Here is a 13,134-nt window from a genome sequence, read left to right on the forward strand (position 1 = left end):
GCACCGTGGTGCCACGTCCACGTCCACAACCAGCGGCCAACGGCCAACGGCCAGCGACCAACGGCCAGGTCCGAAGTCCGCGAGTCCCGAGACCGTCGCGTCCCCAGCCTCTGGAGCATCATGCGCACCGTCCGTCCCGACGCCTCCTCCCGTCCCGACGCCTCCTCCCGGCGTCCGCGCCTGCTCGCGGCCGGCGCCGCCACGGTCACCGTGGTCCTGTGGGCCTCCGCCTTCGTCTCGATCCGCAGTGCGGGCGAGGCGTACTCGCCGGGCGCGCTGGCGCTCGGCCGGCTGCTGTCGGGTGCGCTGACGCTCGGGGCGATCTGTCTGCTGCGCCGGGAGGGACTGCCACCGCGGTCGGCCCGGCGCGGGATCGCGATATCGGGGCTGCTGTGGTTCGGCTTCTACATGGTCGTCCTGAACTGGGGCGAGCAGCGGGTGGACGCCGGTACGGCCGCCCTCGTGGTGAACGTCGGCCCGATCCTCATCGCGCTGCTCGGCGCCCGGCTGCTCGGGGACGCGCTGCCGCCACGGCTGCTGGCGGGGATGGCGGTGTCCTTCGCCGGTGCGGTGACCGTGGGCCTGTCCATGTCCGGCGAGGGCGGTTCCTCGCTGTTCGGGGTGGTGCTGTGCCTGCTGGCCGCCGTGGCCTACGCGGGCGGGGTGGTCGCCCAGAAGCCCGCCCTGGGCCGCGCGAGCGCGCTGCAGGTGACGACGTTCGGCTGCCTGGTCGGAGCGGTGGTCTGCCTGCCGTTCACGGGGCAGCTGGTGCACGAGGCGGCCGACGCGCCGCTCTCCGCGACGCTCAACATGGTGTACCTGGGCGTGTTCCCGACCGCGCTCGCCTTCACGACCTGGGCGTACGCCCTGGCCCGTACGACCGCCGGCCGCATGGGCGCGACCACGTACGCCGTGCCCGCCCTCGTCGTCCTGATGTCGTGGCTGGTACTGGGTGAGGTGCCGGGGCTGCTGACCCTGGCGGGCGGCGCGCTGTGTCTGGCGGGCGTGGCGGTGTCGCGGTCGAGGAGGCGCGCGGGGGCGGGTCCGGAGCGGGCCGGCCCCGCCCCGGACCCGCGCCGTGACGACGTGGGCCGACGCCAGGGCCGGTCCGGAACGCGCTGGAACAGCCCAGGACGTCCGGACCGGTCCGGAACGGCCTAGAAGACCACCAGCGCCCGGCCGCCCTTGCCTGCCAGCATGTTCTCGAAGGCCGCCGGGATGCCGTCCAGCGCAGTGCGCTCGGTCACCAGGGCTCCGAGGTCCAGGCGGCCGGCGCGGACGTGCTCGGCGAGCACCGGGAGGTCCCGGGCGGGGTCGGCGTTGCCGTAGACGCAGCCGGAGAGGGTGCGGCCCCAGTGGAAGATCTCCAGGGCGTTGAAGGTGACCCGCTGGTCCTTGCCGCCGATGCCGACGACCGTGGTGCGGCCGCCGCGCCGGGTGGACTCCCACGTGGTGCGGATGGTGGCCGCGCGGCCGACGCACTCGACGGCGACGTCGACGCCCTGCTTGCCGGTGAGGGCGCGGATCTCACGGGCGGTGGTGTCGGAGGCGACGAGGTAGTCGGTGGCCCCGGCGGCGCGGGCCAGCCCCTCCTTCTCGGGGGAGACGTCGACGGCGACGATCCTGGAGGCGCCCGCGATCCGGGCCGCCTGGAGGGTGGCGAGGCCCACTCCCCCGACGCCGAACACCGCGACCGTCTCGCCCCGGCGGACCTTCGCCGAATGGTGGACGGCGCCGTAGCCGGTGAGGACGGCGCAGCCGAGCAGCGCCGCGTCGGTGAGCGGGATGCCGTCGGGCACGGGCAGGACGCAGCCGGCGCTCACGACCGTCTCCTCGGCGAACGCGGCGACGTTCAGGCCGGGGTGCAGGTCGGTGCCGTCGTCGGCGCGGCGGGCGTGCACGTTCGCGGCACCGGCCAGGGCGTTCGCGCAGAGCCAGACCTCGCCGAGCGAGCAGGCGTGGCAGGAGCCGCAGGACGGGGCCCAGTTGAGCACGACGCCGTCGCCGGGTGCGAGGTGGGTGACGCCCTCGCCGACGGAGAGGACCGTGCCGGCGCCCTCGTGGCCGAGGACGGCGGGGAGCGGCACGCGCATGGTGCCGTTGGCCAGGGACAGGTCGGAGTGGCAGACCCCGGCGGCGGCGAGCTTCACCCGGACCTGCCCCGGTCCGGGCTCCGGGAGCTCGATCCCGGTGACGTCCAGCGGGGCGCCTACGGCGGGTACGACGGCGGCACGGACAGCGGTGCGGACGGCCATGACGTGGGCAACTCCCTGGCTAGAACTGGAGGGACTTGGTCTGGAGGTACTCGGTGAGCCCGTGCAGGCCGAGTTCCCGGCCCACGCCCGACTGCTTGTAGCCGCCGAAGGGGGCCAGCGGGTTGAAGCGGCCGCCGTTGATGTCGACCTGGCCGGTGTCCATGCGGCGGGCGAAGGCGACCGCCTCGGCCTCGTCCCCGGCCCAGACGGCGCCGGCGAGGCCGTAGACCGTGCCGTTGGCGATCCGCAGGGCGTCCTCCTCGTCCTCGTAGCGCAGGACGGACAGGACCGGCCCGAAGATCTCCTCCTGGGCGATGGTCATCTCCTCGGTCACGTCGGCGAAGACCGTCGGGCTGACGAAGTAGCCCCGCTCGCGCGGGGCTTCGGGCCCGCCCGCGACGAGGCGGGCGCCCTCGGCGACGCCCTTCTCGATGTAGCCGCGCACCCGCTCCCGCTGCCTGGCGTTGACGAGGGGGCCGATCCGGTCGCCGTACTTGGCGGCTGCCCCGGCGGCCAGCGCGACGGCCTCGTCGTACTGGTCGCGGTGGACCAGCATGCGGGTCCAGGCGCTGCACGTCTGGCCGGAGTTGGACATGACGTTGGCGACGCCGACGTTCACGGCCTTGGCGAGGTCGGCGCTCGGGAGGATCACGTTGGCGGACTTGCCGCCGAGTTCGAGGGCGACCTTCTTGACGGCCGCGCCGGCGGTGGCGCCGATCCGCCGGCCGACGGCCGTGGAGCCGGTGAAGGAGACCAGGTCGACACCGGGGTGCTCGGCGAGGGCCTGTCCCGCGACCGGGCCGAGGCCGGTGACCAGGTTGAAGACGCCCGCCGGGACGCCCGCCTCGTGCACCGCCTCCGCGAAGAGCTGGGCGGTGAGCGGGGTGTCCTCGGCGGGCTTCAGCACGACGGTGCAGCCGGCCGCGAGCGCCGGGGCGGCCTTGGCGACGATCTGGTGGAGCGGGTAGTTCCAGGGGGTGATGGCGCCGACCACGCCGACCGGCTCGTGGTGGACGACGGAGTTGCCGACCTTCTCCTCGAACGCGTACGTCGCCGCCAGCTCGGCGTAGGAGCCCGCGACCGCGATCGGGGCGCCCGCGTGCACGGCCTGCGAGAACTGCAGCGGCGAGCCCAGCTCGGCGGTGACGGTCTCGGCGATCTCGTCCTTGCGGGCCACCAGCACGTCCCGCAGGGCGGCCAGGCGCGCGGCGCGTTCGGCGGGCGGGGTGGCGGCCCAGCCGGGCAGGGCGGCGCGGGCGGCCCGTACGGCGGTGTCGACGTCCAGGGCGGTGCCGGCGGGGACCTTGCCGATGACCTGCTCGTCGACCGGGTTCACGACGTCGATCGTGTCCCGGCCGCCGGCGGGTCGCCAGGCTCCGTCGATGTACATGCCGTCGTGTGCCTTCATCGGATTCCTTCCGGGCGGGCCTCGTCGTCCGGCCCCAAACTAGCGCCGATAGTTTTTCGGCACCAGGGGCGGCTCCCATGGTGGCGCGGCTCACCCTTGCGGGGGGCGGTTTCCCGGTGGGCTCACTCGTCCAGGGCCGGCAGCCGGGCCGGGGCGGGGCAGACGCGTTCGCCGGGCCGGCCGAAGACGCACATCCCCGGGACCGTTCGCGGAAGCGTCCCCGGGGCCGCTCCTGGCCTGACCCACGGTGGGTCGCCGGTCCGCGGCCGGTCCGGTGGACGGGGCGCGCAGGGCCACGCCGGAGGACAACAGCAGCAGCGCGCCGAGCATCACGAACGGCGCGGCCGCACCCGCCACGCCGGCGATCAGACCCGCCGCGGCGGGTGCGGCGACCTGGCCCAGGCGGTTGCCGGTCAGGCGCAGGGCGAGGGCGGTGGAGCGGGCCCCGTCGGGGGCCGCCTGGACGACGGTCGTCATGGACAGCGGCTGGCCCACGCCGAGGCAGAAGCCGAGGACGACCAGCATCAGCCCGAGCGCCCACACCGGCACCGGCAGCGCGACGCCGGCGCACAGCAGGGCGGCCAGCAGACAGGTGACCGTGAGCAGCGCGGTGCGGCCGAGCAGCCGCAGCAGGGGCGTGAGCACCAGCCGGCAGGCGATGGTGGCCGCCGCCCGCAGGCTGAGCAGTACGCCGATCACGGCCGGGGAGATGCCCCGGTGCTCGCCGACCACCGGCAGGTAGGCGGTGAGGATGTCGGTCGCGGACAGCACGGACAGGCTGATCAGGATGCCCGCGGGCACACCACGGGCCCGCAGGATGCTCCCCACCGGGACGCGCGTGCCCCGTTCCGTACGGGACTCGGCGGCCGTCGGGTGCTCGATGCGCCACAGCGACGTGAACGCGACCGCCCCGCCCGCGCCCGCCGCCACCAGGGCGAGCGCGCTGCTGCCCGCCATGTCGTGGCCGCCGATCAGGGCGCCCGCCGCGATGGGGCCCACCAGCTGGCCGAGCGAGGCACCGATGGTGAAGTGGCCGAAGTTGCGGTCCTGTTCGTGCGGCGCGGACTGGCGGGCCACCAGTGACTGGGCGCCGATGACGAAGCAGAGGTGCCCGAGGCCCATGACGCCGCTCCACAGGGCCGTCGCCCACAGGGACCCGGCGATGCCGCTCAGCGCACAGCCGCCGGCGATGAGCACCACGCCGACGGGCAGCAACGGCGCGCAGCGGCCGTGGTCGGTGCGGCGCCCGAGGGGGACGGCGGCGAACAGCGGCAGCAGCGCGTACACACCGGCGATGACACCGACCGCCCGTTCGTCCGCGCCCAGCGCGAGGGCCCGGTAGGAGACGGCGGGCCGGGCCATCGACACCGCCCCCTGCGCGAAGCCGAAGGCGATGACGAGGCGGAGCAGCCAGCCGCGGTTCCCACCGGGCGCCATGATCCTGTCCTTCCCGGACCCGCCGACCGCCGAGCCCCGCACGACTCCTACGGAGCCGGTCCGATGATCAGATGATGCCGAACAGGATGCCCGCCGCGAGAATGACCAGGCTCGTCAGGACGGCCCACTTCACCACGAACCGCGTGTGGTCGCCGAACTCGACCTTGGCCATACCGACCAGGACGTACACGGCCGGCACCAGCGGGCTGGACATGTGCAGCGGCTGGCCGACGATCGAGGCGCGGGCGATCTCCAGCGTCGACACGCCGTGCGCCTGACCGGCTTCGGCGAGCACCGGCAGGACGCCGAAGTAGAAGCCGTCGTTCGACATGAAGTAGGTGAGCGGCAGGCTCAGCAGGCCGGTGACCAGGCCCATGTGCGGGCCCATGCCGTCGGGGATGGCGCCCACGAGGCAGTTGGCCATGTGGTCGACCATGCCGGTGCCGGTGAGGACGCCGGTGAAGACGGCGGCGGCGAAGACCATGCCGGAGACGTTGAGGACGTTGTCGGCGTGGGCCGCGATGCGGGCCTTCTGGTCGGGGATGTGGGGGAAGTTGACGGTGAGCGCGAGCGCGGCGCCGAGCAGGAAGAGCACCGGGATCGGCAGCAGCTCCATGATCATGGCGGTGAGCAGGGCGACCGTGAGCAGGGCGTTGAACCAGTACAGCTTGGGGCGCAGGGTGGCCCGGTTCGGGTCGAGGCCCTGGAAGTCGTCGTCGGACTCGTCGCCCCGGGCGGCGAGGTCACCGGAACCGGCGGAACCCGCGGCGGACGCGGACGCCTCGCCCGTACCGGCACCGGCGTCCGCACCCGAGCCACCGCCCGCACCGGCGTCCGCACCCGAGCCACCGCCCGCGCCGCCGCCCGCGCCGACCAGCACCGTCTCGGTCTCCGGCTCCCGCACCAGCGCCTCGTCCAGCGTCAGCGTGCCCAGCCGCCCGCGCTCGCGCAGTCCGAGGCCGTACGCCAGGACCACGACGGCCACCAGGCCCACGGCCAGCGCCGGGACCATGGGGACGAAGATGTCGGTGGCGTCCACCTTCAGCGCGGTCGCGGCCCGGGCGGTGGGGCCGCCCCAGGGCAGGGTGTTCATCACGCCGTTGGCCATGGCGGCGACACCGGTCATCACGACCAGGCTCATCTTCAGGCGCTTGTACAGCGGGTACATCGCCGAGACCGTGATCATGAAGGTGGTGGAGCCGTCGCCGTCCAGCGAGACGATCGCGGCGAGCAGCGCCGTACCGACGACGATGCGCATCGGGTCGGCCTTGCAGAACTTCAGGATGGCCCGGACGATCGGGTCGAACAGTCCGACGTCGATCATCACCCCGAAGTAGACGATCGCGAACATGAGCATCGCCGCGGTGGGGGCGAGGCTCGACACGCCGTCGATGACGTAGTCGCCGAGGTGGGCGCCCTTGCCGACGATCACGCAGAACAGCGCGGGGATCAGCACGAGCGCCGCGATCGGCGACATCTTCTTCATCATGATCAGGACCAGGAAGGTCGCGATCATGGCGAAGCCGAGGATGGTCAGCATGAATGAGTACCTAACGTTCGCCCTTGAACATCCCACCGGGGCAGGCGGTGCGATGACGTTAGGTGCCGCGAGCTCGCGTTAACAAGACGTTGACATGCGAGCAATAAGCGCAGAACTCCAGGTCACGGCTTTGCTCGCGTCAGGGGCCAGGTGACAGGGGGTCAGATGACGGGGAGATCAGGTGGCGGGGGTCAGGTGGCGGGGGCGAGCTCCACGGGTACGCCGTTGAGCACCGCGTTGCCCGAGAGCGGGTCCAGCAGGCTGCCGTCGAGGAGCTGGTTGACGTTGACGCCGGGGTCGCCGGCGGCGTGGGTCAGGCGGGTGCCGGGCCGGTCGTGACCCCAGCCGTGCGGCAGGCTCACCACGCCGGGCCGGACGGTGCCGGTCACCTCGGCGGGGGCGGTCACCTCTCCCCCGGCGCCCTTCACACGTACCGGCTCACCGTTGCGCACGCCGAGCCGTTCGGCGTCGTCGGGGTGGAGGTGCAGGGTGCAGCGGTTGGAACCGCCGGTGAGGGGCGGGATGTTGTGCATCCAGCTGTTGTTGGACCTCAGGTGGCGTCGGCCGACGAGGACGATCCCGTCGGGGCGCTCGGCCAGGGCCCGCCGCAGGCGCGGCAGGTCGTCGGCGATCGGCTCGGGCAGCAGCTCCACCTTCCCGCTGCGGGTCCTCAGCGGCTGCGGCAGGCGCGGGCGCAGCGGGCCGAGGTCGATTCCGTGCGGGTGGGCGAGCAGCCGCTGGAGGGTCAGCCCGTCCGGTCGTACGCCGAAGCCGTCGCCGTAGGGGCCGAGGCGGAGCATCATGTCGAGCCGCCGCTCGGGGCCGTTCTCGCCGGTGAGTCGTGCGGTGAGTTCACCGGGGTCGCGGCCGTGCACGGGTGAGTGCGGCTCCCGCACGGCCTTGCCGAGGGTCTGCTCGATCACCATGGCGTCGACGGCCGCCGGGTCGGCACCGTGCATGCCGGTGGCGGCCAGGACCAGGCGGGCCAGGATCTCCGTCTCGGCCATGCGGCCGGGCTCCAGCGGGACGGCGGGGCGGGTGTAGCGGACCTGGTTGCGCACGGCGAGGGTGTTGAAGGCGAAGTCGTGGTGCGGGCTCTGCGCGGGCGGGGGCGGGGGCAGGACGACGTGGGCGTGGCGCGAGGTCTCGTTCAGGTACGGGTCGACGCTCACCATGAAGTCGAGCGAGGCCAGCGCCTTGTCGAGCCGGTCGCCGTCGGGGGCGGACAGGACGGGGTTGGCGGCGACGGTGATCAGCGCGCGCACCGGCTCGCCCTCGTCGGTGACGGTGTCGATCTCCTCGGCGAGGGCGGACAGGGGAAGCTCCCCCTTCGCCTCGGGGTGTCCGCTCACCCGGGAGCGCCAGCGGCCGAGCGCGAAGCCGCGGCCGGGTCCGGCGGGGCGGGGCGTCCTGTCGGTGGCCGCCTGCGGGAAGAGGGCGCCGCCGGGCCGGTCGAGGTTGCCGGTGAGGACGTTGAGGACGTCCACGAGCCAGCTGGCGAGGGTGCCGTGCGGGACGGTGCAGCTGCCGATGCGGCCGTAGACGGCGGCGGTGGGGGCGGCGGCGAGTTCGCGGGCGAGGGCGCGCGTCACGCCGGCGTCCACGTCACAGGCGGCGGCGACGGACTCGGGGGTGAAGTCGCGTACGGCGTCGGCGAGTTCCGTGACCCCCGTGACGTGCGGGGCGAGCGCGCCGAGGTCCACCAGGTCCTCTTCGAACAGGACGTGGCTCATCGCGGCGAGGAGCAGTGCGTCGGTGCCGGGGCGGATCGCGACGTGCCGGTCGGCGAGCCTGGCGGTACGGGTGCGGCGCGGATCGATGACGGTGAGGGTGCCGCCGCGGGCCCTGAGGGCCTTGAGCCGGCCGGGGAAGTCGGGCGCGGTGCACAGACTGCCGTTGGACTCCAGCGGGTTGGCGCCGATGAGGAGCAGGTGGTCGGTGCGGTCGAGGTCGGGCACCGGGATGGCGTTGGCGTCGCCGAAGAGCAGCCCGCTGGAGACGTGCTTGGGCATCTGGTCCAGCGTGGAGGCGGTGAACAGGCTGCGGGTGCCGAGAGCGCCGAGCAGGACGGGCGGGTAGAGGGCGCCGGCCACGGTGTGCACGTTGGGATTGCCCAGGACGACGCCGACGGCGTGCGGCCCGTACCGCTCGACGGCCGGCCGGATGCCCGCGGCGACCGCGTCGAACGCCTCCTGCCAGGTCGCCTCGCGCAGTTCGCCGTCCCTGCGCACCAGAGGCGTGCGCAGCCGGTCGGGGTCGGAGTCGACGGCGCCGAAGGAGGCGCCCTTGGGACAGACGAAGCCGCGGCTGAAGACGTCGTCGCCGTCGCCGCGGGCCGCGGTGACCGTGGTGCCCTCGATGGTGAGGGCCAGGCCGCAGGTGGCCTCGCACAGGGGGCAGATACGCAGGGCGGTGCGGGGCACGGGTCCTCCCGGAAGGCGGCGGTGGCGCACGGACGTGGGACTCACGGCGAGCATACCGACCGGTAGGCATGTTGGGGAGGCCCTCAGGGGGCGGCCGTACGGCACCGGCCCGTCAGTCCAGTACGCGCCCCAGATACGCCCGCAGGAGTTCGCGGGCCTCCTCGATGATCCCGTCGTCCCCGTCCGGCAAGACGCGGAAGGCGAGCTGCACGAGGGCGTCGGCGGTCTCCACGGCGACGAGGAAGGTACGGCGCAGATGGTCGTCGGGGCGACGGCCGAGGTAGCCGCAGATCAGCTCGGTGAGCCGGTCGGCCACGCGGTGGTTGGGCACGGCGTGGCGGCCGCCGACCGGGATCTGGTTGCCGAAGTCGATCAGGGAGAAACCGGGCGCGGTCCGCTTCATCGCCAGGTACTCGTCGAGCACCGCGTCCAGCGCCCCGCGCCAGCCGCCGTCGCCCGCCTCCGTCAGCCGCTCGGTCACGCGCTCCGCGTAGCGCTCCAGGTTGCGCTGGGCCAGCGCGTCGACCATCTGCCGCTTGTTGCCGAAGAAGCGGTACACCGAGCCGATGGGGACGGCCGCCCGCAGGGCCACGGCCCGGGTACTCAGGGCGTCGTAGCCGACCTCGTCGAGGAGGTCGGCGCAGGCGTCGAGGATCCTGGCCAGCCGTTCGGCACTGCGCCGCTGCACGGGGGCACGTCGGAGCGGGGTCGCGTGGGACACGGTCCTCATGATGCCCTCCCGCCGCGGTCCGGTGAACCGTGACCTCCAGTACGGGAACGGACGGCGGACCGACTCGTCCGGCTCGTCCGGCTCACACGGCTCGTCCGGCTCACACGACTCGTCCGGCTCACACGACTCATCGGGCTCGCACGACTCATGCGGCTCAACGGCTCATGCGGCTCATGCGGCTCATGCGGCTCGAACGGCTCGTCTCCCGAGACCGGACCGGCCGGCAGGACCGGCAGGACCGGCAGGACCGGCCGGCGCGGCTCCTCCCCCGGCTCTCACCGGTCCCCCGCGCCGCCGGGCAGCACCCGGGACCCGATCACCACCGTCTCGGTGATCCGCCCCGGCACCGTGACCACCGCCGGCTCCGGCACCGCGCCCGGACCCTTCCCCGGCCCCGAAGCCCCTTCCGGCCCCGAAGCACTTCCTGGCTGCGGGTTCCCCGCCGGCTCCGTGGCCTCCGTCGGCCCCGTGCCCGACGCCGTCACGTCGGCCGTGCTCTCGACGGGCTCGCCGTCGACGGCCCAGACGGTGCCGTCGTCGGCGTACAGGCGGACCGTGACCTGGTGCGTGCCGCGCGGGAGGAGGTCGGCGGCGATGCGGTACCGCGGGCCGCGCAGGCGGGTGAGGAGGTCGCCGTCGAGGAAGAGGTGGGCGACGCCGCGGCCGGCCACCGCCTTCGCCTCCGCGCCGGCCGGCGAGAACGCGAAGTCGCGGACGGTCACCCGCACGTCCCAGCTGTCGTCGCTCTCGGGCTGCACCTCGATGCCGACCTCGGGCGCGCGCTCGCCGTCCACCTCCCGGTAGCGCCGGCCCTCCTCGTCGGTGTCGTCGAGCAGCCGGCCCACCGGTGTGGGCGAATCACGGGTGCCCGGTTCACCCGTACCACTGGAGCCGCAGCCCGCGGATCCGGTCAGCAACAGGACACAGACCGCGAGCACGGCGAGTACTCCCCGCGTCCACGACATGACGGGAGACTAGAACACCGGTCCGAGACGCCGGAGCCCCCGGGGTGCGGTTCCGGTCATCCGCTCCGGGAGGGCCCGCGCGGGACCGCGAAGAAACCCGGCGCGAACGGCGGAGAACGGACGGAACGCAACGGGCTCCGACGGGCCGGGACGGGACCGGGGCCAGGGCCGGGCGGGAATTCCGGTACGGCCCCTTGCGCGCGGGAAACCGCAATCCTACGGTGTTGCATAGGAATCCGGCTGCGAGGGAGCGATCAATGAGCGGGGACGCGCGCAAGACCGCCGAGGGGCTGGCCTACCTGTCCGGTTTCGGCAACGAGCACAGCTCGCAGGCCGTTCCGGGCACGCTGCCCGAGGGCCGGAACTCGCCGCAGCGGGCGCCCGAGGGGCTGTACGCGGAGCAGCTGAGCGGCACGGCGTTCACGGAGCCGAGGGCGCACAACCGGCGCTCCTGGCTGTACCGCATCCGCCCCTCGGCCGCGCACCCGGCGTTCACCCGCGCGGGCAACGGCGCGATCCGCGCGGCGCCCTTCACCCAGGCCGTGCCGGACCCGAACCGGCTCCGGTGGGACCCGCTGCCCGCACCCGAGGCCGGGACGGACTTCGTCGCGGGACTGTGGACGCTCGGCGGCAACGGGGACGTCACCCAGCGCACCGGCATGGCCGTGCACCTGTACCACGCCACGGCCTCCATGGACCGCGTCTTCAGCGACGCGGACGGCGAACTGCTGATCGTCCCCGAGCGGGGCGGGCTGCTGCTGCGCACCGAGTTCGGGCTGCTGCACGCCGAGCCGGGCCATGTGGCGCTGGTCCCACGCGGGGTCCGCTTCCGCGTCGAACTGCTGGACGAGGCCGCCCGCGGCTACGTCTGCGAGAACTACGGCGCCCCCTTCCGCCTCCCCGACCTCGGCCCGATCGGCGCCAACGGGCTCGCCAACGCCCGGGACTTCCTGGCGCCCGTCGCGGCCTACGAGGACACCGAGGGCCCGGTGGAGGTGGTCAACAAGTTCTGCGGCAACCTCTGGACGGCCGTCTACGACCACTCCCCGCTCGACGTGGTCGCCTGGCACGGCAACCACGTGCCGTACGTCTACGACCTGCGCCGGTTCAACGTGATCGGCACCATCTCCTACGACCACCCGGACCCGTCGATCTTCACGGTGCTCACCTCTCCGTCGGACACCCCCGGCCTCGCGGGTGTCGACTTCGTGGTCTTCGCGCCGCGCTGGCTGGTGGGCGAGGACACCTTCCGGCCGCCGTACTTCCACCGGAACGTGATGAGCGAGTACATGGGCCTGATCGAGGGCGCCTACGACGCCAAGACCGCCGGTCCGGGGGGCTTCGTGCCGGGCGGCGGCTCGCTGCACAACATGATGTCGGCGCACGGCCCGGACCGGGAGACCTTCGAACGGGCGAGCACCGCCGAGCTGAAGCCGCAGCGGATCGACGACGGGCTGGCGTTCATGTTCGAGACGCGGTGGCCGGTGACCCTCACGCCCCAGGCGGCCCGCGCCGAACACCTGCAACCGCACTACGACGACGTCTGGCGGGGCCTGGAACGGCACTTCCGCCCCTTGCACTGAGGGTTCCCGACCGGTACGGATGGCCCGTGACCTCCTTCGCCCCGGACTCCATCGTCCTGAACCGCAAGCTGCCCCTCTGGTACCAGGTGTCGCAGTCACTGCGCGCCTCGATACTCGGCCGCTCGCCCAGGGACCCGCTCCGCCTGCCCACGGAGGAGCAGTTGGCCGGCCACTACGGGGTGAGCGTGCTGACCATGCGGCAGGCGCTCAAGGAGCTGGAGGAGGAGGGGCTGATCACCCGCCACCGCCGGCGCGGCACGTTCATCGAGCCGGACGCCAGGCGGGGCGCACCGGTGCGGCTGCTGGGGTCGGTGGACGCGATCGTGGCCCAGCAGTCCGGCATGAAGGCCGAGCTGCTGGACCACGGCACCGGCCCGGTGCCGCCCCGACTCGCCGAGTACTTCCCCCAGTCGCCGGAGGTGGCGACGTACCACCGGCTGCGCTGCGACGAGAAGACGGGCGAGCCCACCAACCACGCCCGCAACTACGTCCGTCCCGAGGTCGCCGCCCGTATCGACGTGGACGACCTGGCCCGTTGGCCGATGACCAAGGTGCTGCGGGACGTGGTGGGTGTGGACATCAGCCGGATCACGGACACCGTGGAGGCCCGGCTCGCGGACCCGGAGACGGCGCGACTGCTCGAAGTCCCGCTGCTCAGCCCGATCCTGCACTACACGGGCGTCACGTACGACCCGGCGGGGCGGGTGCTGGACGTGGCGGTCATCCACTACCGGGGCGACCGGTTCTCCTTCACGGTCACCCTGGATGCCACGTGAGGCCGTTCCGCCCCGTC

10 protein-coding genes are annotated in these 13,134 nt (G+C 73.5%); 3 read left to right on the top strand and 7 right to left on the bottom strand.

Translation table 11 applies throughout. The annotated features are described in order from the left end of the window. Positions 1-120 precede the first annotated feature (120 nt). Positions 121-1,161 (top strand): DMT family transporter, encoded by a 1,041-nt coding sequence (locus KUM32_RS10110; protein WP_254405300.1) that lies wholly within the window; start codon positions 121-123, stop codon positions 1,159-1,161. On the opposite strand, the gene KUM32_RS10115 is transcribed toward KUM32_RS10110, so the two are convergent. From KUM32_RS10115 to KUM32_RS10145, 7 genes are all read right to left on the bottom strand, one after another. Next, the gene (locus tag KUM32_RS10115) at positions 1,158-2,255 is read right to left on the bottom strand and encodes a zinc-binding dehydrogenase (RefSeq protein WP_217141493.1); all 1,098 of its coding nucleotides are present in this window, start codon (positions 2,253-2,255) and stop codon (positions 1,158-1,160) included. The genes KUM32_RS10110 and KUM32_RS10115 overlap by 4 nt on opposite strands. 19 nt (positions 2,256-2,274) lie before the next feature. Continuing rightward, complete coding sequence (locus KUM32_RS10120; protein ID WP_217141494.1) at positions 2,275-3,663, bottom strand: aldehyde dehydrogenase family protein; 1,389 nt, start codon at positions 3,661-3,663, stop codon at positions 2,275-2,277. Between the two features lie 90 nt (positions 3,664-3,753). Continuing rightward, complete coding sequence (locus tag KUM32_RS10125) at positions 3,754-5,100, bottom strand: MFS transporter (RefSeq protein ID WP_217141495.1); 1,347 nt, start codon at positions 5,098-5,100, stop codon at positions 3,754-3,756. Positions 5,101-5,167: 67 nt separating this feature from the next. Then, positions 5,168-6,640 carry a CitMHS family transporter gene (locus KUM32_RS10130; protein WP_217141496.1) on the bottom strand — a complete coding sequence of 491 codons (1,473 nt, stop codon included), beginning with the start codon at positions 6,638-6,640 and terminating at the stop codon, positions 5,168-5,170. Between the two features lie 191 nt (positions 6,641-6,831). After that, positions 6,832-9,063, bottom strand: a complete 2,232-nt coding sequence (locus KUM32_RS10135; RefSeq protein WP_217141497.1) for a molybdopterin oxidoreductase family protein — start codon at positions 9,061-9,063, stop codon at positions 6,832-6,834. A 112-nt stretch (positions 9,064-9,175) separates the two neighbouring features. Then, positions 9,176-9,793, bottom strand: a complete 618-nt coding sequence (locus KUM32_RS10140) for a TetR/AcrR family transcriptional regulator (protein WP_217141498.1) — start codon at positions 9,791-9,793, stop codon at positions 9,176-9,178. Positions 9,794-10,068: 275 nt separating this feature from the next. Beyond that, positions 10,069-10,758, bottom strand: coding sequence for a hypothetical protein (locus KUM32_RS10145; protein WP_254405302.1), 690 nt, complete (start codon positions 10,756-10,758; stop codon positions 10,069-10,071). A 257-nt stretch (positions 10,759-11,015) separates the two neighbouring features. Between KUM32_RS10145 and hmgA the strand changes: the two genes are divergently transcribed. Together hmgA and KUM32_RS10155 are read left to right on the top strand one after the other, a co-directional pair. Then, positions 11,016-12,341: a homogentisate 1,2-dioxygenase gene (gene hmgA, locus KUM32_RS10150; protein ID WP_217141499.1), complete on the top strand. Its 1,326-nt coding sequence runs from the start codon at positions 11,016-11,018 to the stop codon at positions 12,339-12,341. A 26-nt stretch (positions 12,342-12,367) separates the two neighbouring features. Continuing rightward, positions 12,368-13,117 (top strand): GntR family transcriptional regulator, encoded by a 750-nt coding sequence (locus KUM32_RS10155; RefSeq protein WP_217141500.1) that lies wholly within the window; start codon positions 12,368-12,370, stop codon positions 13,115-13,117. The last annotated feature ends 17 nt before the right edge of the window (positions 13,118-13,134 follow it).

Source organism: Streptomyces sp. AC627_RSS907, assembly GCF_019049165.1.

Coding starts and splice junctions, on each gene's coding strand:
- KUM32_RS10145 (WP_254405302.1), bottom strand. CDS start 10,758: ATGTCGTGGACGCGGGGAGTACTCGCCGTGCTCGCGGTCTGTGTCCTG.
- KUM32_RS10130 (WP_217141496.1), bottom strand. CDS start 6,640: ATGCTGACCATCCTCGGCTTCGCCATGATCGCGACCTTCCTGGTCCTG.
- KUM32_RS10110 (WP_254405300.1), top strand. CDS start 121: ATGCGCACCGTCCGTCCCGACGCCTCCTCCCGTCCCGACGCCTCCTCC.
- KUM32_RS10115 (WP_217141493.1), bottom strand. CDS start 2,255: ATGGCCGTCCGCACCGCTGTCCGTGCCGCCGTCGTACCCGCCGTAGGC.
- KUM32_RS10125 (WP_217141495.1), bottom strand. CDS start 5,100: ATGGCGCCCGGTGGGAACCGCGGCTGGCTGCTCCGCCTCGTCATCGCC.
- hmgA (WP_217141499.1), top strand. CDS start 11,016: ATGAGCGGGGACGCGCGCAAGACCGCCGAGGGGCTGGCCTACCTGTCC.
- KUM32_RS10120 (WP_217141494.1), bottom strand. CDS start 3,663: ATGAAGGCACACGACGGCATGTACATCGACGGAGCCTGGCGACCCGCC.
- KUM32_RS10140 (WP_217141498.1), bottom strand. CDS start 9,793: ATGAGGACCGTGTCCCACGCGACCCCGCTCCGACGTGCCCCCGTGCAG.